A 20312-nucleotide genomic window follows, 5' to 3' on the forward strand; every position below is an offset into this window, starting at 1 on the left:
CATGCTGGGCGCCTGACCCCTGCCACGTACGCTGACGGCATGGCAGAGGACACGAGTCGATGGGGATTCGAGACGCGCGCTATCCACGCTGGTCAGCGGCCTGATCCGCGGACCGGTTCGGTGATCGTGCCGATCTACGCGACGGCCACGTTCGCCCAGGACGGCGTCGGCGGGCTGCGCGAGGGCGGCTACGAGTACTCGCGCACCGCGAACCCCACTCGCACCGCGCTCGAGGAGGCACTCGCCTCGCTCGAGGGCGGCAGGCACGCGCTCGCGTTCGCGTCCGGCATGGCGGCGGCCGATGTCGCGCTGCGGACGATGACGCGGCCCGGCGACCACGTGATCCTCGGCGGCGACGCCTACGGCGGCACGTTCCGCCTGATGGACAAGGTCATGACGCTGTGGGGCGTCGAGTACACCAGCGTGGACCTCGCGGACGTCGAGGCCGCGCGCAACGCCGTGCGCCCCAACACCAAGGTCATCTGGACGGAGACGCCCACCAACCCGCTGCTGGGCATCGCCGACATCGCCGCGCTCGCGCAGGTCGCCGCCGACGCCGGTGCGCGCCTGGTCGTGGACAACACGTTCGCGACCCCGTACCTGCAGTCGCCGCTGGGCCTCGGCGCCGACGTGGTGCTGCACTCCACCACCAAGTACATCGGCGGGCACTCCGACGTCGTCGGCGGCGCCCTCGTCACCTCCGACGACACGCTGCACGAGCAGTTCGCCTTCCTGCGCAACGCGGTCGGCGCGGTGCCCGGCCCGTTCGACGCGTTCCTGACGATGCGGGGCGCGAAGACCCTGGCCGTCCGCATGGAACGGCACAGCGACAACGCCGAGCGGGTCGTCGAGGCGCTGCTCGGCCACGAGAAGGTCACGAAGGTCTACTACCCGGGCCTCGCCGACCACCCCGGTCACGAGATCGCGGCGAAGCAGATGCGCCGGTCCGGCGGCATGGTGTCGTTCGAGGTCAGGGGCGGTGAGGAGGCGGCGCTGGCGATCGCGGCCCGCACCCGGCTGTTCATCCTCGGCGAGTCGCTCGGCGGCGTGGAGTCGCTGATCGAGCACCCCGGCCGGATGACGCACGCCAGCACCGTCGGCTCGCCGCTGGAGGTGCCGGACAACCTGCTGCGCCTGTCCGTCGGCATCGAGGAGGCCACCGACCTGGTCGGCGACCTGCTCCAGGCGCTCGACTGACACACGTCGGACAACACTTGTTCTCCCTCGGCGGGTATTCTCGAATGCAACACAGGGATCTCGGACGCAGGAGACGAGCATGGCGGTCGGGGCGCGGGTAGCCGGTGTGCTTCCGCTGGCTGGGGCGACGCTGGCCGCCGTCGCGTTGGCCGGGGTCGCGGTGTTCACGGTCAAGGAAGCCGGCTGCGGGGATCCCGGCCACTACGTCCAGCACGACGACGGCCAGGTCGAGCTGGTCGGCAGCTGTGTCGACCCGGAGCACCTGCCGCCCGCGCCGGACGAGCGGGGCGACAGCAACGAGGTGGCGCCGGCGCTGAACAACCTGGGCCGGGTCGACCAGGCCCCCTAGGACGGGAAACGCGACAGTGGCGGTGGCCTTGGAGATTGGCCACCGCCACTGTCGAATTCCGGGGAGCGATCCCCCAGACCCGTCTGCCCGGGTCAGAGGTTGCCGCGGCGCTCCTGCTCGCGCTCGATGGCCTCGAACAGCGCCTTGAAGTTGCCCTTGCCGAAGCCGAGCGAGCCGTGCCGCTCGATCAGCTCGTAGAACACGGTGGGCCGGTCGCCGATGGGGGCCGTGAAGATCTGCAGCAGGTAGCCGTCCTCGTCGCGGTCGACCAGGATCCGGTGCTCCTTGAGCTCCTCGATCGGCACCCGCACCTGACCGATGCGCGCCCGCAGCTCCGGGTCGTCGTAGTACGAGTCCGGGGTGTCGAGGAACTCGATGCCCGCCGCCCGCATCGCCTTGACGGTCTCGACGATGTCGTTGGTGGCGAGCGCGATGTGCTGGCAGCCCGCGCCGTCGTAGTACTCGAGGTACTCGTCGATCTGCGACTTCTTCTTCGCGATCGCGGGCTCGTTGAGCGGGAACTTCACCCGGTGGTTGCCGTTGGAGACCACCTTGGACATCAGCGCCGAGTAGTCGGTGGCGATGTCGTCGCCGACGAACTCCGCCATGTTCACGAAGCCCATCACGCGGTTGTAGAACTCGACCCAGTAGTCCATCCTGCCGAGCTCGACGTTGCCGACGCAGTGGTCGATGGCCTGGAACAGCCGCTTGCGCGCGGGCACCGACGAGGTCTTCGTGACGTACCCGGGCAGGTAGGGCCCGGCGTAGCGGGACCGGTCGATCAGCGTGTGGCGGGTCTCGCCGTAGGTGGCGATGGCGGCGCGGCGGACGGTGCCGAACTCGTCGGAGACGTCGTGCGGCTCCTCGAGGACGGTCGCGCCCTGCGCGCGGGCGTGCGCGATGCACTGGTCGACGTCGGCGACCTCGAGCGCGAGGTCCACGACACCGTCGCCGTGCTTGGCGTGGTGGGCGTGCAGCGGGCTGTCCGGCGCGACCCCGCCGTTGATCACGAAACGGGCGGACCCGGACTTCAGCACGAACGACTTGTGGTCGCGGTTGCCGGTCTCCGGGCCCGAGTAGGCGACCAGCGTCATGCCGAACGCGGCCTGGTAGAACCACGCGGTCTGCGTGGCGTTGCCGACCACGAACACGACCGCGTCCATCGCCTTGACGGGGAACGGGTCCTTCGACTCGTCGTAGTCGACCAGCCCGACGAGCTGGCGCATCTGGTCGAAGGTGACGTCGTCGATTGTGTCGGTCATGGCGTCCTCCCTGTGGTGCGGTAACCGCAGGATCGATCGTCCAGGGCAGTCTGTGCAACAGCGGCTCGATTTGCTGGACAATCTGCACAGAACCAAGCCACAGTTGTCGGACAAGATGAGCAGTATGCGCAGGGAGAGAGCACGATGGGAGAAATCGACCGGCTGGACGCCAGGCTGCTGCTCCTGCTCACCGACGAGCCGAGGCTCGGCGTGCTGGAGTGCTCACGCAGGCTGGGGGTCGCGCGGGGCACCGTGCAGGCGCGGATGGACCGGCTCGAACAGCGCGGCGTGCTGACCGGGTTCCCGCCGGAGGTGGACCTGGCCGCGATGGGCTACGGCCTCACGGCGTTCGCGGTGCTGGAGATCGCGCAGGGCAAGCGGGCCGAGGTGACGGAGCGGCTCCGCGCCATCGACGAGGTGTGCGAGGTGCACGCCACGACCGGCGAGGGCGATCTCCTCGTCCGGATGGTGGCGAAGTCGAACGCGGACCTGCAGCGGGTGATCGACGAGGTGGTCGACGTGCGGTGGGTCAGCAGGACGTCCACGTCCATCGCGCTGTCCACGCCGATCCCGTCGCGGGTGCGGCCCTTGCTGGAGAAGGTCGCCGGACACGAAGAAGGGCCCGGACGCTGACGCCCGGGCCCTTCTCGCACGTTCAGCCCGCGTACGGCACGGCCTTGATCAGGGTCACCTTCTGGGTGGACCCGTTGGGCAGCTCGTACGAGCGGGTCTCGCCCTCCTTGGCGCCGAGCAGGGCCTTGCCCAGCGGCGACTCCGGCGAGTAGACCTCCAGCTCGCCCTCGGCGCCCTCCTCGCGAGTGGCGAGGAGGAACTTCTCGTCCTCGTCGTCGCCCTCGTAGCGGATGGTGAGCACCTTCCCGGGCTCGGCGAGACCGTCGTTCCGGGGCGCTTCGCCGACCTTGGCATTGCGCAGCAGCTCCTGCAGGTGGCGGATCCGCGCCTCTTTCTGCCCCTGCTCCTCGCGGGCCGCGTGGTAACCCCCGTTCTCCTTGAGGTCACCCTCCTCGCGGCTCGTGTTGATCTTCTCGGCCAGCACCGGGCGATTCGCGATCAGCTCGTCGAGCTCCTGCTTGAGCCGACCGTAGGCCTCCTGGGTCAGCCAGGTCACCTGGGTGTCGCTCACGGTCACCAACTCCTCGTCAATACTTCCGGATCCCGGGGATTCGGGGCGGTAGTCCCGGGTGGGCGGCGGACACCCGGAATGGAAAAACACGGCCCGCCATGGGGCCGTGCAGGTACGTCAGAATACCACGGATGCCAGACGAGGCTTGTCCGTTATGTCCGATTGGCCGGGGGGATTGGTCTAGTTCACCCTGATGGCGGCATGTGCGTGGACAGATATGCCGGTACCTGATAGGAGCACCCGAACACGTCGGCGGTGACCGGTTCGCCGCTGCTCGTGACGACGGTGTCCATCGTCATGGTGCCCGCGCCAGGCGGGATGTACACCTCCTTGCGCCCACCCTCGCTGCCGTCCAGCACCCGCACGCGCACGATGCACACCGCGGGCCGCTCCGGCGCGTCCCTGGTGACGTCGAACGTCATCGTCATGCGGTCGTCCGGCAGGTTCGAAAAGCTCGTGACCTGGGTTTCGATGGCGGCCGTGCCGAGGTTCCGATAGCCGATCCAGGCCACCACACCGCTCACGACCAGCGCGATCGCGCCGATGACCCAGTAGGTCCGCCGCGAGGTGCGCTTCGGCTTCGCGCCGTAGCGGTCCTCCAGCAGCGTGCCACCGGGGGCGGTCATCCTCGGGCCTCCACCAAAAATGTCGGTGCCGGCGGGAACAATGCACCCCGCCGGAGTGGTTCGTATGTCCGAGCCGAGTATCCGCTCACCGCCGACGGCGGGTGACTCCGGGGGACGTTCAGGGAGGAACCGAAGGGTCATGGCTGAGAAGCTGCGTCTGATGACGGTGCACGCGCATCCCGACGACGAGTCGAGCAAGGGCGCCGCCACGATGGTGAAGTACGTGGCCGACGGGCACGAGGTCATGGTCGTGACCTGCACCGGCGGGGAGCGGGGTGACATCCTCAACCCGGCCATGGAGCGGCCGGAGGTGCTCGAGAACATGGTCGAGTACCGCCGCAAGGAGATGGCCCGCGCGGCCGAGATCCTCGGCGTGCAGCACCGCTGGCTGGGCTTCGTCGACTCCGGGCTGCCGGAGGGCGACCCGAAGCCGCCGCTGCCCGACGGCTGCTTCGCGCTGGTGCCGCTCGAGGAGTCGGTGCCGCCGCTGGTCAAGCTCATGCGCGAGTTCAAGCCGCACGTCGTCATCACCTACGACGAGAACGGCGGCTACCCGCACCCCGACCACATCCGCTGCCACGAGGTGTCGGTCGCGGCGTTCGACGCGGCGGGCGACCCGGACCTCTACCCCGAGGCGGGTGAGGTGTGGACGCCGCTGAAGCTGTACTACTCGCACGGCTTCTCCCGCAAGCGGATGACGGCCATCCACGAGGCGCTGCTGGCCCGCGGCCTGGAGTCCCCGTACACCGAGTGGCTCGAGAAATGGGACGAATCGCGCGGCGATGTCGCCGACCGGGTGACGACGCGTGTCGAGTGTGGGGAATACTTCGAGAAGAGGGACGCCGCGCTGCTCGCCCACGCGACGCAGATCGACCCCAACAGCCGCTGGTTCTTCGTGCCGCTGGAGATCCAGCGGGAGGTCTGGCCGTACGAGGAGTACGAGCTGGTGCGGTCCCTGGTGGACACGACACTGCCTGAGGACGACCTGTTCTCGGGGATCACGGAGAAGGTAAGCGCATGACTTCAGGTTCCGGCCCACTTTTCACCGGGCCGGACATGGCCGACTGGCAGACGGTCGCGGTCGTCGAGGTCGCGTCCCAGCCCTCCGAGCAGAACGAGCCGGGTGGGCGGGGCGCGGACTTCGGCAAGTCGTCGCCGGTCGGCCTGCTGGTGCTGCTGCTGTTCTTCATCGCCGTCGCGTTCCTGGTCCGGTCGATGACCAAGCACCTCAAGCGGGTGCCCGCGTCGTTCGACAAGGAGCAGGAGCCGGCCGCGGCCGCCGACCCGGCCGACACGGCCGAGGCGAAGTCCGAGCAGCCGGTGGACGCACCCGCCGAGGACAAGAAGAGCTAGTCCGTCATCCCCGCCTCGTAGGCGGTGATGGCGGCCTGGACGCGGTTCTGCACGTCCAGGCCACGCAGGATCGACGACAGGTGGGCCTTCACGGTCCCCTCCGCCAGGTGCAGCTCGCGGGCGATCTCCTGGTTCGACAGGCCGCGCCCGACGAGCGTGAGCACGTCCCGCTCCCTCGGCGTGAGCGCGTCGACCTTCTTCCTGGCGGCCGCGGGCCTGGTCAGCTCGCTGGTGCGCAGCCCGGCGATGACCCGGTGCGCCACCCTCGGGGACAGGTATGCGGCCCCGTCCGCGACGGCCCGCACCGCGATCAGCAGCTCACGCGGGTCGGCGGCCTTGAGCAGGAACCCGCTGGCCCCGTCGGCGAGCGCCCGCGCGACGTAGGCGTCCTCGTCGAACGTCGTCAGCATCACGACGGGCACGGTGCCCGCCAGCTCGGCCGCGGCGGCGAGCCCGTCGAGCCGCGGCATGCGGATGTCCATGAGCACGACGTCGGGCTGGTGCGCGTGCGCCAGCTCGACCGCCGCCCGCCCGTCGGCCGCCTCCGCGACGACGGTGATGCCGGGGTCGGTGGCGAGGATCGCCTTCAGCCCGGCGCGGATCATGGCCTCGTCGTCGGCGAGCAGGACCCGGATCACGTGAGCGGCACCTCCGCGGTGAGGTCGAAGCGGCCGTCGCCGGCCGCGGTGCCGAGGTGCCCGCCCAGCAGCCGCAGCCGCTCCGCCAGCCCGACGAGCCCGCTGCCGCCGGTGCTCGCGACCGCCTCGGCGGGGTTGGACACGGTGAGCCGCGCGGTGTGCGCGGTGACGTCGAGCGCGATCGTGACGGGTGCGCCGGGCGCGTGCCGGGCGGCGTTGGTGAGCGCCTCGCGGACGACCCGGCGGACCGCCTGGTCGACGAGGTCGGGCAGGGGCGCGAGCCCGTGGACGTGCACGGTCATGCCCGCGGCCCTGGCCCGCTCGACGGTCTCGGCGACGGGTGGCGCGTCGTCGCGGTCGCGGAGCATCGCGATGGTCTGCCGGAGCCGGTCGGTGGCGCCGACGGCGAGCGCGCGCAGCTCGCCGGCGACCTGCCGGTGCTCGTCGGTCAGCGCGGGCGAGAGCTCCAGCGCACCCGCCCGCAGCGCGATGAGCGCCAGCTCGTGCCCGAGCGAGTCGTGCAGGTCGGCGGCGACCCGCCCGCGTTCGGCGAGCCGCGCCCGCTCGGCGACGTGCTCCTGCTCGCGTTCGAGCTGGCGCACCCGCTCCCGCTCGGCGACGACGAGCAGCGCCTGCTGCCGCCGGTACCGCCCGGCGAGCCACGGCAGCACGACGACCACGCCGAGGATCAGCAGGGTGGAGACACCTTCGGGGACGCTCACGACCACCGCGACCCCGCACCCGGCGAGCGCGGCGCCGCCGAGGATCCACCAGGCGAAGCGCTGGTCGACGTGCCGCCCGTGCAGGTACGCGAGGACGCCGAGCACCAGGTAGGCGGCGACCCGCCACACCGGCATGCTGTCCACGTCCAGCCCGCCGACCAGCCCGAGGACGGCGAGCACCCCGAGCCTCACCAGGCCGACCTTAGCCGCCACACCCGCGCCACGAAGACCGCGAACCCGGCCAGGGCGCAGACGGCGACGACCACGGTCAACGGCAGCGCGAAGTAGAAGAGCTGCGCCCACAACACCGTCCGCCCGGCACTGATGAACGACACCACCTGCGGGTAGCACGCGAGCACCAGCACGGGGAGCAGGGAGGGCACCAACCGCAGGCAGGTCCACACCCACCACCCACGTTGTCCACAGCCCCACCGGTTGTCCACAGATCCGCGCGACGCCCTGGAATTGTCGGTACCCCCCGGTAGACTGGCATGGCGGGTGGCCCCCGGGAATGGGTGGGGGTCCAGGTGCGTACTGAGGGTGGGGCTTTCGGCGTTTTTGTCCGGTTCTTCTCGGGATTTGCGCGGGTGCTTCGCCAGGCGTTTCACCGTCCACCGGCGTGCGCGGGCCACGCCGAGGGCGCCCAGCGCGAGCGCGACCAGGCCCACCCCGGCCAGCACCCACTCGAACGTCTGCCTGCCCCCGCCCGGCACCGCGGGCGACTCCCCACGCGTGAGCGCCACCAACCCGTCCAGGATGTCCCGCGTGTCGTCGTACAAGCCGGCCCCGTTGGTCATCACCGCGTACCCGTACCCCGTCGCCGGGTCGATGGCCTGCACCGCGTTGTACGTCCACAGGTTCCCGCTGTGCACGAGCAGCTCGCCGTCGGGCGCCCAGCCCATGCCGTAGTCGTCCACGGCCGACGGTTCCTGCATGGTCCGCGGCAACGACGCCGGGAACGGCCCGTGCCCGTTCTGCGCGACCAGCCACCGCCCCATGTCGGCCGCCGTCGTCACCACCCCGCCCGACCCGTTCACCGCGGGCCCGCCATCGAGCTCCGGCCGCGAGAACCACACGCCGAACAGCGAGTTGTACCCGTCGGCCGCCGCGCCGCCGACCGACGTGTCGTGCATGCCCAGCGGTGCGAACACCGCCGACGCCATGAACTCGTCGAACGGCTGCCCTGACACGACCTCCGCCAGCCGCGCCGCCAGGTCGTAGTTCGCGTTGCAGTACGACCACCTCGTGCCCGGCGGCGCCGCGAGCGTCGCCTCGAACCGGTCGGCGTACTCGGCGAGCGTGCGCGCCGACTCCAGCTCGCCGATGTTCACCGTCGAGTCGGCGAGCCCCGACGTCTGGTTCAGCAGGTGCCGAACCGTCACGCCGTCCGGCACGGTCGGCAGCCACCGCCGGACAGGGGCGTCGAGCGACAGCCGCCCGTCCTCGACGAGCGTCAGCACGCCCGCCGCCGTGAACGACTTGCTCACCGACGCCACCCGCATCGGCGTGTCCGCCGTGACGGGCCGGCCGGCCGAGTCGTGCCCGGCGCCGGTCGCGTGCACGACCCGGTCGCCGTGGGTGACGACCACCGACACCCCGGGCAGGCCGGTCGCCGCGAGCGCGTCGGCGAGATAACCATCGACGGGGGCTGGTGCCGGCGTGACCGCCAGCACCAGCCCCACCACCAGTGACTTCATGCCGGGAACGGTACGAATCCGCAGGTCAGCGGCGGATCTGCCGACCGGCCACGATCGACTACGACGATCGGCAGGGGTTCCCGGTCACGCCGACCGACGATTCGCCGGTGATCGTCGTGGCCTGCCCGCGTTCGTCCAGGCCGGGCGCGGACGTGCCGGTGACGGGCACCGCGACGACCCGGATCCCGTTGGCGCGCAACGTGTTCACCGCGTCGCCGAGGGTGTGTCCCAGGCCGGGTCGTTGGACCGGGCATCGCCGAACCACGCGATCACCCGCGTGCCGGCCGGCCGGTACGCGACCGCGCCGGTCGCGAGCTGGAAGTGCGCGTCGATGAAGTCGGTCTGCGGCCGCCCGCCGCCGCCGACGTCGTGGAGCCACTGCTGCGCGCCGTCGACGACCGCGCCGTCCGCGCCGGTCAGGGGGCGTTGACGCGGAACACGCGCGGCCCGTCGACCTGCTCCTTGTACTCGGCGACCCCGAACCGCGCGTCCGGTTGTGCCGCACGGACCTCCGCCATGATGGCGGGCAGGTTGTTGCGCACGTTCGCGAGCGCCGGGTCCATGCTGCCGGTCGTGTCGGCGAGGAACACGATGTCCGGCGCCGGTGCGATCACGGGCGTGGTGAGGTGCGCGGCGAACGTCGCGCTCGCACCGGCGGCGAGCGTCAGCTCGACGGCGGCGGGGTCGATCCCGGCGGTGGCGGCGGACTGCCGGAACGGCACGGTGATGCCGGCCGTGGTGAGCACGATCGCGGCGGTGAGTACCAGGCTGCGTCTGCGCATGCATCGAGACTCCCTCCGCCGGGGAAACCAGGGCAAGACGGCGGTACGGCGGTTCGTCTGACAGGCTGAGTGCATGGCGAACCGGCTGGCGCACGCGACGAGCCCGTACCTGCTGCAGCACGCGGACAACCCGGTCGACTGGTGGCCCTGGTCGGCCGAGGCGTTCGAGGAAGCGCGGCGGCGGGACGTGCCGGTCCTGCTGTCGGTCGGGTACGCCGCCTGCCACTGGTGCCACGTGATGGCGCACGAGTCGTTCGAGGACCCGGAGACGGCCGCGGTCATGAACGAGAACTTCGTCAACATCAAGGTGGACCGCGAGGAGCGCCCGGACGTGGACGCGGTGTACATGACCGCGACGCAGGCCATGACCGGCCAGGGCGGCTGGCCCATGACGTGCTTCCTCACCCCGGACGGCGAGCCGTTCCACTGCGGCACCTACTACCCGCCCGCGCCGCGGCCCGGCATGCCGTCGTTCCGGCAGCTGCTCGTCGCGGTGGGTGAGGCGTGGCAGACCCGCGACGCGGAGGTGCGGGACGCGGGCGGCCGGATCGTCGCGGAGCTGCGCAGGCAGACCGCGGCCCTCCCGGCGTCCACAGTGGACGACGAGGTGCTCGCGTCGTCGGCCGCGGCGATGCTGGCCGAGTACGACCGCCGCAACGGCGGCTTCGGCACGTCGCCGAAGTTCCCGCCGTCGATGGTGCTGGAGTTCCTGCTGCGCCACCACGAACGCACCGGCTCGGTCGAGGCGCTGTCCATTGTGGAGGGCACGGCGAAGGCCATGGCCGCGGGCGGCATCTACGACCAGCTCGACGGCGGCTTCGCCCGCTACAGCGTCGACGCGGGCTGGGTGGTGCCCCACTTCGAGAAGATGTTGTACGACAACGGTTTGCTGCTGCGCCTGTACACCAGGCTCGCGCTGCGCACCGGCACCGCCCGGTACCGCGTCGTCGCCCAGCAGACCGCGGACTTCCTGCTGCACCGGCTGCGCACCGACCAGGGCGGCTTCGCCGCGTCCCTGGACGCGGACACCGACGGCGTCGAGGGCCTGACCTACGCGTGGACACCGGCCCAGCTCACCGAGGTGCTGGGCGCGGAGGACGGCGCGTGGGCGGCGGCCCTGTTCGGGGTGACCGTCGACGGCACGTTCGAACACGGCACGTCCACCCTGCGCCTGCTGTCGGAGCCGGACGACGACGAACGCTTCCACGAGGTGTGCCGCAAACTCCTCGACGCCCGCATGGCCCGCCCGCAGCCCGCCCGCGACGACAAGGTGATCACCGCGTGGAACGGCCTGGCCATCGGCGCCCTGGCCGCGGCGGGCGCCGCGTTCGACGTGCCGCGCTGGCTGGCCGCGGCGGTGGCGGCGGCCGAGTTCGTGCTGTCCACCCACGTGGTCGACGGCAGGCTCCGCCGCGCCTCCCGTGACGGGGTCGTCGGCGCGGCGGCGGGTGTCCTCGAGGACCACGCTTGCTTGGCGGACGCCCTGCTGACCCTGCACCAGGTGACGGCCGAGGAGCGCTGGCTGACCGCGGCGGTGTCGCTGCTGGACACGGCGCTGGCGCACTTCGCCGACCCGGAGGCCCCGGGCGCCTACCACGACACGGCCGACGACGCGGACGCGCTGGTGTGGCGCCCGGCCGACCCGAGCGACAACGCGAGCCCGTCCGGCGCGTCGGCGCTCGCTGGTGCACTCCTCACCGCATCGTCGCTGGTGGGCCCGGCGGACGCGGCGCGCTACCGCACCGCGGCGGAGGAGGCGGTGGCCCGAGCGGGTCAGCTCGCGGCGCGCGCCCCGCGCTTCGCGGGCAACTGGCTGTCCGTGGCGGAAGCACTGGCCCGGGGCCCGCTGCAGATCGCGATCGTGGGCCCGGCGGACGACGCGTGCCGGGCCGCCCTCCTCGAAACCGCCCTGCACCACGCCCCGGGCGGCTCGGTCATCCAGGCGGGCGAACCCGACCAGACCCCGCTGCTGCGCGACCGCCCCCTGGTGGACCACCAGGCAGCGGCCTACGTCTGCCACGGCTACGTCTGCGACCGCCCGGTCACCGCAGTAGCCGACCTGACCAAGTCCCTGACGTAACCCCGCGAGTCCCCCTCCCAAACAGCGCGAGTCGCGCTCTCACGCACACCGAGTTGTCGGTTTCGTGCGCCCACTTCCGCCCGCAGCGAACCTGTGCCGCCTCTCAGCCGTGCTTCCGTAAGCTCGGTATCGATGTAATCATGTAAGCAGGAGGTGTGACATGGGACCGAGAGGACACCGCTGGGGTCCGGGACGTGGCTGGGGCGGTCCCGGTGGCCGCGGTCGCGGCCGGGGCGGCTGGCAGCAGGCGGACCTGCCGTCGGCGGAGGACGCGTCGGCGTGGTTCGCGGGCAGGCTGCCGGACGCGTGGTTCACCGAGTCGCCGGTCGTGGTCGTCGACCGCGAGGAGATCACGGTGGTCGGCACGCTGCCGCCGCTGGAGGGCGAGTTCGCCGACGACGCGGCCCGCGCGGCCGCCGAGTCCGGCCGGATCAGCCGGTTCCGCGAGGACACCCGCGAGGAGCGCATCGAGATCGCGCGCCAGGCCGAGCACCGCTACGGCCGCAAGGTCGCGTGGGGCGCGAAGCTCGGCAGCACGGAGGAGCTGTTCACCACCCTGTCCGTGCCGGTGATGACCCGGCTGCGGCAGGAGGAGCGGCTCGTCCTCGACACGCTGGTCGACGCGGGCGTCGCGCGGTCCCGGTCCGAGGCGCTCGCCTGGGCGGTCCGGCTCGTCGGCGAGCACGCCGAGGAGTGGCTGACCGAGCTGCGCGACGCGATGTCGAAGGTCGACGACCTACGCGCGAAGGGCCCGGAGCTGTAGCCCGACCCCGGTCAGCACGACCAGGATCACCAGGCAGAACGCGGTCAGCCCGGTGGTGAGCGACACCCACCGGGCGGCCGCGCCCAGCCCGAGCACCGGCACGGTCAGCCCGAGGTACCCGGCGAGGAAGATCCCCGCCGCCGCCTCGCCGCGCGCGGTCGGCGCGGCCATCCGGGCCGCCGACCCCATGGCGCCCTTGAACACCAGACCGGCGCCGGCCCCGGCGAGCGCCCCCGCGGCCACGAACAGCGGCAGCGAGCCCGCGACGCCGGCGACCGCCAGGACGGCCACCCCCGCGACGAGTGCCGCCACCCCGAAGGTGAGTTGCCGCTCGAGTTCCAGCCGCCCGGACCACAACTGCGTGAGCACCCCGGCGACGAACACGACGCACGACACGGCTCCCGCGAGCACCGCCGACGTGGTGCCGACGCTCGCGGTGAGGAGCTTCGGCGTCAGCGACGTGAACAACCCGAACAGGGCGAACGCGGTGAACGCCCCGGCCGCCGCCACGGCGTAGCGTCGCCGGTGTTCGCGGGGCACGGACACCCGCTGCGGCCGGTACCGCCTCGGCGTCGCCGTCACGGTCTCGGGTACCAGCATGAGCGCGAACGCGCACACCACCAGCAGCGCGAGGAAGACGGCGTACACGGTGGTCAGCGGCCCGTCGACGTACTGCGCGAAGAACCCCGACACGAGCGGCCCGACGCCGAGCCCACCGAGGTTCGCAGCGGTGGCGACGTGCGCGGCCCGGCGCGACCCGGGCGCCAGGTCGGCGAGGTGCGCGGTGGCGGTCGCGGTGATGAGCCCGATCCCGAGCCCGCAGACCACCCGCGCCACGATCAGCAACGGCAGCGAGTGCCCGGCGAGGAACACCGCGGCGGCGAGCACTTCGAGCAGCACGCCCGGCAGCAGCACCCGCCGCCGCCCGACCCAGTCGGAGACGTGCCCGGCGAGGAAGAGGCTGATCAGCACCCCGACGGCGTAGGCGGAGAACGCGACGGTGACCATCGACGTGGGGAACCCGTCGGCGGCCTGGTAGAGCGGCCAGAGCGGCGTCGGCACGGTGGAGAAGGCCATCGCGACGAGGAACGTGGCCGCGACGATCCAGAACCCGGACTTCATGACACCAGCGTGTGCCCGGACGGCCATCCTGAAAAGCGATGATTTCCGATGAAAGCCATCTACTATCGAGATGGTGGAGCTACGACAACTGGAGTGCTTCCTCGCGGTGGTCGACGAGGGCACGTTCACGGCGGCCGCGACCCGGCTGCGCGTGGTCCAGTCCGCGGTGAGCAGCACGATCAAGGCGCTGGAACGGTCGCTGAAGGTCACCCTGTTCGACCGCGGCCCGGGCCGCCCGGCATTGACCGACGCGGGCCGCCGGCTGATCCCGGAAGCGCGCCGCATGCTGGACCTCGCGGCGACGGCCGCCGAGGTGGTCCGCACCGAGGTCGCCGGCGACCTGCACGTCGGCGTGATGTCGGCGCTCGGCGGGGTGGACCTGCCCGGGGTGCTGGCGAGCTACCGCGCGGCGCACCCGAACGTCCGCGTGCACGTGAAGGTGCTGCCGAGGGGCTCGGCGGGCCTGGCTGAGGAGCTGCGGACAGGGCGCCTCGACGTGGCGTTCCTGTCCACCCCGGCCACGCCGGACCTCGCGCTCACGTTGATCACGCACGAGCCCATGTACCTGCTGCTCCCACCAGGCCACCCCATGACCACGGGCGACGTGTCCCTGCCCGACCTTGCGCAGGAGACGTGGATCGACGGCCCGGAGGGCTTCGGCAACCGCACCATCGTCGACGCGGCGTTCACGGCAGCGGGCCTCACCAGGGAGGTGGCCCTCGAAGTGGCGGACTCGAGCTGGGTGCCGGCGTTCGTCGCGGCGGGCCTCGGCATCGGTTTCGTGCCGACCGGCATCCCGATCCCGGAGACCGTGCACAAGCGGCAGGTGGAAGACCTGCGCTGGCCGCTCTACATCGCCACGACGAAAGAACGCGCCCGACGCCCGTCAGTGCGAGCGTTCACCGCGCTCGTCAGTGCGCGAAGTCCCACCGGGTAGCCCCGTGCGGCTCGGCACTGGCAACCCCGAACGCGGTACGCAACGTGAGCCGGTGCAGGTGCCACGGCGGCGGCCCAGCACTGGGCGCGGTGAAGGGTGCGGTGAGGGCGTCCCCCTCGACAGAAGCAGGCCAGCCCGCGGTCCGGTACGCGGCAGCGACCCGCTCCAGGGTCCCCGGATCGGTGACCCGGTGGGCTTCGCCTTCCATCACGAGGTCGACACCCCGCAACCGCACAGAAACGGTGCACGCGGGGTTCACGGCAAGGTTCCGGGCACGCCGCGTACCGGGCCCACTCACGAAGTACAGCGCGTCGTCGACCCAGATCGCCCCCACGCCGGCGGAATGGGGCCGCCCATCAGGCCGCACAGTGCCGACGAAGAACGTCAGATCGGCACCGGCCGAGTCGGCGACGAGCACGTCACGCGCCCGGCTCCATGGCAGCTCAGCAGACCCGTACTGGTCGAGGTTGGTGGTCGAAACCGGCTCTTTCCTGGTGTCAGTCATGCCTGTGCGTCGAACGAGCCGCCCAGTCCTCGACACACCTACGCGAAAATGGCGAGCCAGATCGCGACGTAGTGCGACAGCGCGGCCAGGACGGTCGCCGCGTGGAAGAACTCGTGGTGGCCGAAGATCGTGGGCCACGGGTTGGGCCAGCGGGTGGCGTAGAAGACCGCGCCCAGTGTGTAGAAGGCGCCGCCGACCAGCAGTAGCACGAACGAGGCCACGCCGGCGTTCGCCAGCAGCTCGGGCAGTACGAACACCGCGACCCAGCCCAGCGCGATGTAGATGGGCGTGCCCAGCCACCTCGGCGCGTGCGGCCACAGCAGCTTCAGCGCCACGCCCAGCAACGCGCCGCCCCACACGACCGACAGCACCACGTACCCCGTGGGCTTCGGCATGGCCAGCAGGGAGAACGGCGTGTAGGTGCCCGCGATGAACAGGAAGATCATGGAGTGGTCGAGGCGCTTCATCCACGCGCGCACGCGCAGGCTCACCCACCAGCGCCGGTGGTAGAGCGCGCTCACGCCGAACAGGCCCAGCACGGTCACGCCGTACACCGACGTTGCGACGGCCGCGGTGGCGGACACCGTCGCGGCGGACACCGAGATCAGGGTGGCGCCGAGGACCAGGGACACCCAGAAGGACCAGTAGTGGATCACGCCGCGCATGCGCGGTTTCGTGTGCTGTGCTGGGGGTTGGTTCATCGTCGCGGCAGGCACGTCATCAGGTTACGGGACCGTAGGTTCTGCTTCGGGAATGCTGTGAAACGGGTCACGACCAGCCGACGACCTCGCGGTGCTCGACCGCGAGGCAGCGGTCCATGACCACGTCCAGGCCACCGTCGGCGGCGATCGCGGCGCCCTCCGGGGAGATCACGCCCAGTTGCAGCCACAGCGCGCCTGCGCCCACGTCGACCGCCTGCCGTGCGATCGCGGGCACGTGCTCCGGGCGCCGGAACACGTCCACGATGTCGATGTGCTCCGGCACCTCGGCGAGCGAGGAGTACGCGGTCAGGCCCTGCCACGACGTCAGGCCCGGGTTCACCGGGAACACGGTCAGCCCGGCACGCACCAGGTACCTGGCGATGCCGAAGCTGGGCCGTGCCGCGTCGGCGCTGAGCCCCACGACCGCGACGGTCCGTGACTCGTGCACCAGCCGCTCGATCACCGCGAGGTCCTGCCAGCGCTGGTCGATCTCCGTTCGCCGCATGCTTCCAGTGTGCTCCACCGTCAGGGGACCGGCGTACCCTGCAGGGACGTGACACCAGCCTGGCGGAGATTCCGCAAGAAAGCCGCGAAGCTCGTTTACGGTCTCTACGACAAGCGGCTCATCCAGCAGGCCGCGGGCCGCCACCCCCGGCATGTCGGGGTCGTGCTCGACGGCAACAGACGATGGGCGCGCGAGGCCGGGTTCACCGACGTCAAGCACGGTCACATCGCCGGCGCGAAACGCATCGCCGACCTGCTCAGCTGGTGCCGCGAAGCCGAGGTCGAACTGGTCACCCTCTGGCTGCTGTCCACCGACAACGTCATGCGGCCGGAGTCCGAGCTGAAGCCGTTGCTGCAGGTCATCGAGGGTGTGGTGGACGAGCTGGCCGAGCCGGACCAGCCGTGGCGGCTGCGGATCATCGGCGCGCTGGACGTGCTGCCGGACGAGACCGCGGCCCGGCTGTCGGCCGCCGCGCGGCGCACCGAGGGCCGCACCGGCATGGAGGTCAACATCGCGGTCGGCTACGGCGGCCGCCGGGAGATCGCCGACGCCGTGCGCAAGCTGCTCCAGAGCCAGGCCGAGGCCGGGAAGACGATCGAGGAGCTGGTCGAGGTCCTCGACGTCGACCACATCGCCGAGCACCTGTACACGTCCGGGCAGCCCGACCCGGACCTGGTGATCCGCACGTCCGGGGAGCAGCGGCTCTCCGGTTTCCTGTTGTGGCAGTCGGCGCACTCGGAGTTCTGGTTCTGCGAGGCGTACTGGCCCGACTTCCGGCGAACCGACTTCCTGCGCGCACTGCGCGACTACGCCATTCGGCACCGGCGATTCGGCTCATAACACAACAACGGAGGCCCCGGAAAAGCGGGGCCTCCGTTGTTTTTGTCGTCTGCTCAGCACCCGTCGCAGAACGAGTGCGCGATCAGCGCGGGGGTCGTGGCGATACCGGTGTAGGCGCCGGCCACGAGGGAGGCGGCACCGTAGCCGAGGGCGCCACCGCCGATGATGAAGGTGTTGTAGGCGTCCCCGAACGTCGGGTACGAGCCCTCCTCCACCAGGCCGGGCAGGTCGCTCATGTCACGCTGCGCCACCGGGGCCGCGCTGGCGAACGCCGGAGCGATCATCGAGAGGCCGACAGCGGCTGCGGCGACAACGCCAACCTTCTTCAGCACGTTTCCATCTCCTTCAACATTGGGGGGTATCGGGAAACTTCACGGGGTCCGTTCTTTGCACTCCGTCGGCACAAAGCTATCGGTGTTTTCCGCGATTCGCGTCACGGAATACTCCATCGTGTTACAAGAACCGAAATATTCACCATTTCTGGTTCTCAGACTGATTACTTCGCGGTCGCTCTGTGATCACCTGCTGGTGACTTGTCCCTGGTAGCAGGCTTGCGGGCCGCTCGGTGTCGCCCGGGCGGCTGATGATCCGAACGAGGATGTTGATCACGCCGGGTAGTCGGGTCATCCGGCGCAAGCGGCATTCGCGTGGATCTCGCGTCTCGGTCACGAAACGAAAATCACCTGCGTGGCTGCCTGTCCGAGAAGGCGATCCACGGGTAGCGTCCAAAGTGACGGGTCGTGCCCACGCGGTCCGTCCCGGGAGGCCCTGGTCGTGACGGCAACGATCGCGAGGGGGCCGGCACCCGGCCCTCGTGGGCGGTGCGGCTGACGCTCCGGCGCAGACGTTTCGCCTGGTCAGGGAGGTGCCCGGCCCTTCGAGGAACACGCGGACGTCGGTGCGCGTTCGCCGAGGAGTTGCCGTGACTGCTTCGCATTCCTCTTCCCCTGACCCTGGCGACCAGCGCCGGACGTACGTCCTCGACACCTCCGTGCTGCTCTCGGACCCCTGGGCGATGTCCCGGTTCGACGAGCACGCGGTCGTCCTGCCGCTGGTGGTCATCAACGAGTTGGAGGGCAAACGTCATCACCCGGAGCTTGGCTGGTTCGCGCGAGAGGCCCTTCGGATACTCGATGACCTGCGGAAACGCCACGGTCGGCTCGACTCGCCCGTCCCGGTGGGGACGGCGGGCGGCACGCTGCACGTCGAGCTGAACCACTCCGACCCGACGGTTCTCCCGTCCGGGTTCCGCACCGACACCAACGACGCCCGGATCCTCGCGTGTGCGCTCAACATGGCCGCGCACACCCCGGGTGTGGCGCTCATCACAAAGGACATGCCGCTGCGGATCAAGGCGGCGTCGGTGGGCCTCGACGTCGACGAGTACCGCGCCCACGAGGTCACCCCGTCCGGCTGGACCGGGATGGTGGACCTCGAGGTCGCGGCGGAGACGCTCGACATGCTCTACCGCGACGGCGTCGCCGAGCTGGCCGACTTCGGCGTGACGAGCCCGGCCGACTTCCCGACGAACACCGGCCTGCGGTTGCTGTCGGGTTCGCAGAGCGCGCTGGGCCGCGTCACGAAGGACAAGCAGGTGCAGCTCGTGCGGGGCGACCGTGAGGCGTTCGGCCTGCACGGACGTTCCGCCGAGCAGCGGGTCGCGCTCGACCTGCTGCTCGACCCGGAGGTGGGCATCATCTCGCTCGGCGGCCGCGCGGGCACCGGCAAGTCGGCGCTCGCGTTGTGCGCGGGCCTGGAGGCCGTGATGGAACGCAACCTCCACCGCAAGGTCGTGGTGTTCCGTCCGGTGTACGCGGTCGGCGGCCAGGACCTCGGGTACCTGCCGGGTTCCGAGAGCGAGAAGATGGCGCCGTGGGCGCAGGCCGTGTACGACACGCTCGGCGCGCTGGTCAGCCAGCCGGTGATCGACGAGGTGCTGGACCGCGGGATGCTCGAGGTGCTGCCGCTGACCCACATCAGAGGTCGGTCACTGCACGACTCGTTCGTCATCGTCGACGAAGCCCAGTCGCTGGAACGCAACGTGCTGCTGACGGTCCTCTCGCGACTCGGTTCCGGGTCGCGGGTGGTCCTGACCCACGACGTCGCCCAGCGCGACAACCTGAGGGTCGGCAGATACGACGGCGTGGCCGCGGTGATCGAGAAGTTGAAGGGGCATCCGCTGTTCGCGCACGTCACGCTGACCAGGTCGGAGCGCTCGCCGATCGCCGCGCTCGTGACGGAGATGCTGGAGGACCACGGGGCCTAGGTAGGGGTAACCCCCGGTCGGATTCGGGAGCTTCCCCGATGGTTTGACGGTCGCCGGAACGAGACCGTTGAGCCATGGCAAACCTGGCTCTGACCGCCCGTTCGCTGCCGGTCCGCGGCGTGGTGATCCCCACGCCGCGGCCGGCGCCCATCGGTGTGTTCCTGGGTGTCGTGGGCCTGGTTTTCGCCGCGCTGCTCATGGGCGGGCTCAACGTCGTCGCGTACGACCGCATGAACCCCATGAACACGACGATGTCCGACTACGTGTTCGTGCCGGGCGCGGGCTGGATGTTCCCGGCGGCCCTGCTGGCGATGTGCGTCGCCGGTATCGGGGCGGGCGTTGGCCTCGCCGCGAAGGGCTTGCTCCGCGGCGTTCTGCCGAAGCTCTCCTTGGGGCTGGCCCTGCTGGGCCTGTTCCTGGCAGCCGTGTTCCCGACGGATCTCGGCGACGTGTCGCTGACCCTGTCCGCCCAGATCCACCGCTACGCGGCCGGAGTCGTGTTCTTCTGCGTACCGATCACCGCGGTTCTGGTGGCACGACGCATGGAGCGACGGCGCGCACTGCACGTCGGCGCGACGGTGGCGTCGGTGCTGCTGGCGCTCTTCCTCACGTGCCACATGGGCCCGATGCCGGACGCGCTGGGCGAGATGAGCGGCCTCCTGCAGCGCCTGCTGTTCGTGTCGGAACTGGTGGTGCTGGGCCAGTTGATCCGGGTGGTCTCCCGCCCGCAGTTCGGCTACGCGCTGGCAGCCTGACGCCCCGGCCGACCCGCCATGCCGGAGCCGTCAGCAGTGCGTCCTCTGTGGTCGGTCGGCGGACGTCG

At 70.9% G+C, this 20312-nt stretch carries 24 protein-coding genes; 11 read left to right on the plus strand and 13 right to left on the minus strand.

Annotation, left to right across the window (positions count from 1 at the left end):
• Positions 1 to 39 precede the first annotated feature (39 nt).
• Both ACYQ77_RS01995 and ACYQ77_RS02000 read left to right on the plus strand, forming a co-directional pair.
• The gene (locus tag ACYQ77_RS01995; protein WP_459706783.1) at positions 40 to 1197 is read left to right on the plus strand and encodes a cystathionine gamma-synthase; all 1158 of its coding nucleotides are present in this window, start codon (positions 40 to 42) and stop codon (positions 1195 to 1197) included.
• 79 nt (positions 1198 to 1276) lie between these two features.
• Positions 1277 to 1546, plus strand: coding sequence for a hypothetical protein (locus tag ACYQ77_RS02000; protein WP_459706785.1), 270 nt, complete (start codon positions 1277 to 1279; stop codon positions 1544 to 1546).
• Between the two features lie 92 nt (positions 1547 to 1638).
• Here ACYQ77_RS02000 and hppD read toward each other — a convergent pair whose 3' ends face one another.
• Positions 1639 to 2808 (minus strand): 4-hydroxyphenylpyruvate dioxygenase, encoded by a 1170-nt coding sequence (hppD, locus tag ACYQ77_RS02005; protein WP_459706786.1) that lies wholly within the window; start codon positions 2806 to 2808, stop codon positions 1639 to 1641.
• 144 nt (positions 2809 to 2952) lie between these two features.
• Between hppD and ACYQ77_RS02010 the strand changes: the two genes are divergently transcribed.
• Positions 2953 to 3441, plus strand: a complete 489-nt coding sequence (locus ACYQ77_RS02010) for an Lrp/AsnC family transcriptional regulator (RefSeq protein WP_459706788.1) — start codon at positions 2953 to 2955, stop codon at positions 3439 to 3441.
• Positions 3442 to 3463: 22 nt separating this feature from the next.
• On the opposite strand, the gene greA is transcribed toward ACYQ77_RS02010, so the two are convergent.
• On the minus strand, positions 3464 to 3961 hold the full coding sequence (gene greA, locus ACYQ77_RS02015) for a transcription elongation factor GreA (protein ID WP_459706790.1): 498 nt from the start codon (positions 3959 to 3961) through the stop codon (positions 3464 to 3466).
• A 176-nt stretch (positions 3962 to 4137) separates the two neighbouring features.
• On the minus strand, positions 4138 to 4578 hold the full coding sequence (locus tag ACYQ77_RS02020) for a DUF4307 domain-containing protein (protein ID WP_459706792.1): 441 nt from the start codon (positions 4576 to 4578) through the stop codon (positions 4138 to 4140).
• A 139-nt stretch (positions 4579 to 4717) separates the two neighbouring features.
• On the opposite strand from ACYQ77_RS02020, the gene mca reads away from it, so the two are divergent.
• Both mca and ACYQ77_RS02030 read left to right on the plus strand, forming a co-directional pair.
• The gene (mca, locus tag ACYQ77_RS02025; RefSeq protein WP_459706794.1) at positions 4718 to 5599 is read left to right on the plus strand and encodes a mycothiol conjugate amidase Mca; all 882 of its coding nucleotides are present in this window, start codon (positions 4718 to 4720) and stop codon (positions 5597 to 5599) included.
• A 35-nt stretch (positions 5600 to 5634) separates the two neighbouring features.
• Complete coding sequence (locus tag ACYQ77_RS02030; RefSeq protein WP_459706796.1) at positions 5635 to 5931, plus strand: hypothetical protein; 297 nt, start codon at positions 5635 to 5637, stop codon at positions 5929 to 5931.
• Here ACYQ77_RS02030 and ACYQ77_RS02035 read toward each other — a convergent pair.
• The 5 genes from ACYQ77_RS02035 to ACYQ77_RS02055 form a co-directional block, all read right to left on the minus strand.
• A complete protein-coding gene (locus ACYQ77_RS02035) occupies positions 5928 to 6569 on the minus strand; it encodes a response regulator (protein ID WP_459706798.1) in 642 nt (213 codons plus the stop codon). The genes ACYQ77_RS02030 and ACYQ77_RS02035 overlap by 4 nt on opposite strands.
• The gene (locus tag ACYQ77_RS02040; protein WP_459706800.1) at positions 6566 to 7483 is read right to left on the minus strand and encodes a sensor histidine kinase; all 918 of its coding nucleotides are present in this window, start codon (positions 7481 to 7483) and stop codon (positions 6566 to 6568) included. The genes ACYQ77_RS02035 and ACYQ77_RS02040 overlap by 4 nt, the downstream gene beginning before the upstream one ends.
• The gene (locus ACYQ77_RS02045; protein WP_459706802.1) at positions 7480 to 8988 is read right to left on the minus strand and encodes a serine hydrolase domain-containing protein; all 1509 of its coding nucleotides are present in this window, start codon (positions 8986 to 8988) and stop codon (positions 7480 to 7482) included. Before ACYQ77_RS02045 ends, ACYQ77_RS02040 begins: the two co-directional genes overlap by 4 nt.
• Before the next feature lie 58 nt (positions 8989 to 9046).
• The gene (locus tag ACYQ77_RS02050) at positions 9047 to 9196 is read right to left on the minus strand and encodes a hypothetical protein (RefSeq protein ID WP_459706804.1); all 150 of its coding nucleotides are present in this window, start codon (positions 9194 to 9196) and stop codon (positions 9047 to 9049) included.
• Positions 9197 to 9404: 208 nt separating this feature from the next.
• A complete protein-coding gene (locus ACYQ77_RS02055) occupies positions 9405 to 9770 on the minus strand; it encodes a hypothetical protein (protein ID WP_459706806.1) in 366 nt (121 codons plus the stop codon).
• A gap of 73 nt (positions 9771 to 9843) precedes the next feature.
• On the opposite strand from ACYQ77_RS02055, the gene ACYQ77_RS02060 reads away from it, so the two are divergent.
• Positions 9844 to 11850, plus strand: a complete 2007-nt coding sequence (locus tag ACYQ77_RS02060) for a thioredoxin domain-containing protein (protein ID WP_459706808.1) — start codon at positions 9844 to 9846, stop codon at positions 11848 to 11850.
• Positions 11851 to 12010: 160 nt separating this feature from the next.
• Positions 12011 to 12613 carry a hypothetical protein gene (locus tag ACYQ77_RS02065; RefSeq protein ID WP_459706810.1) on the plus strand — a complete coding sequence of 201 codons (603 nt, stop codon included), beginning with the start codon at positions 12011 to 12013 and terminating at the stop codon, positions 12611 to 12613.
• Here the strand turns inward: ACYQ77_RS02065 and ACYQ77_RS02070 are convergent.
• Positions 12587 to 13735, minus strand: a complete 1149-nt coding sequence (locus ACYQ77_RS02070) for an MFS transporter (RefSeq protein WP_459706812.1) — start codon at positions 13733 to 13735, stop codon at positions 12587 to 12589. The genes ACYQ77_RS02065 and ACYQ77_RS02070 overlap by 27 nt on opposite strands.
• A gap of 70 nt (positions 13736 to 13805) precedes the next feature.
• Here ACYQ77_RS02070 and ACYQ77_RS02075 point away from each other — a divergent pair, with 70 nt between their 5' ends.
• Positions 13806 to 14672 (plus strand): LysR family transcriptional regulator, encoded by an 867-nt coding sequence (locus ACYQ77_RS02075; RefSeq protein WP_459706814.1) that lies wholly within the window; start codon positions 13806 to 13808, stop codon positions 14670 to 14672.
• Here the strand turns inward: ACYQ77_RS02075 and ACYQ77_RS02080 are convergent.
• The 3 genes from ACYQ77_RS02080 to ACYQ77_RS02090 all read right to left on the minus strand — a co-directional run bounded on the left by ACYQ77_RS02080 (position 14647) and on the right by ACYQ77_RS02090 (position 16383).
• Positions 14647 to 15177, minus strand: coding sequence for a pyridoxamine 5'-phosphate oxidase family protein (locus ACYQ77_RS02080; RefSeq protein ID WP_459706816.1), 531 nt, complete (start codon positions 15175 to 15177; stop codon positions 14647 to 14649). The genes ACYQ77_RS02075 and ACYQ77_RS02080 overlap by 26 nt on opposite strands.
• Before the next feature lie 38 nt (positions 15178 to 15215).
• Positions 15216 to 15878: a PAQR family membrane homeostasis protein TrhA gene (gene trhA / locus ACYQ77_RS02085; protein WP_459708107.1), complete on the minus strand. Its 663-nt coding sequence runs from the start codon at positions 15876 to 15878 to the stop codon at positions 15216 to 15218.
• Positions 15879 to 15945: 67 nt separating this feature from the next.
• Entirely contained in the window at positions 15946 to 16383 is a 438-nt protein-coding gene (locus ACYQ77_RS02090; RefSeq protein WP_459706818.1) for a CoA-binding protein, read from the minus strand.
• A gap of 48 nt (positions 16384 to 16431) precedes the next feature.
• Between ACYQ77_RS02090 and ACYQ77_RS02095 the strand changes: the two genes are divergently transcribed.
• Entirely contained in the window at positions 16432 to 17223 is a 792-nt protein-coding gene (locus tag ACYQ77_RS02095; protein WP_459706819.1) for an isoprenyl transferase, read from the plus strand.
• 53 nt (positions 17224 to 17276) lie between these two features.
• Here ACYQ77_RS02095 and ACYQ77_RS02100 read toward each other — a convergent pair whose 3' ends face one another.
• Positions 17277 to 17555 (minus strand): hypothetical protein, encoded by a 279-nt coding sequence (locus tag ACYQ77_RS02100; RefSeq protein WP_459706820.1) that lies wholly within the window; start codon positions 17553 to 17555, stop codon positions 17277 to 17279.
• A gap of 590 nt (positions 17556 to 18145) precedes the next feature.
• Between ACYQ77_RS02100 and ACYQ77_RS02105 the strand changes: the two genes are divergently transcribed.
• The gene (locus ACYQ77_RS02105; RefSeq protein ID WP_459706822.1) at positions 18146 to 19489 is read left to right on the plus strand and encodes a PhoH family protein; all 1344 of its coding nucleotides are present in this window, start codon (positions 18146 to 18148) and stop codon (positions 19487 to 19489) included.
• Positions 19490 to 19563: 74 nt separating this feature from the next.
• Entirely contained in the window at positions 19564 to 20244 is a 681-nt protein-coding gene (locus tag ACYQ77_RS02110) for a DUF998 domain-containing protein (protein WP_459706824.1), read from the plus strand.
• The last annotated feature ends 68 nt before the right edge of the window (positions 20245 to 20312 follow it).

The organism is Actinophytocola sp. KF-1 (assembly GCF_054661535.1).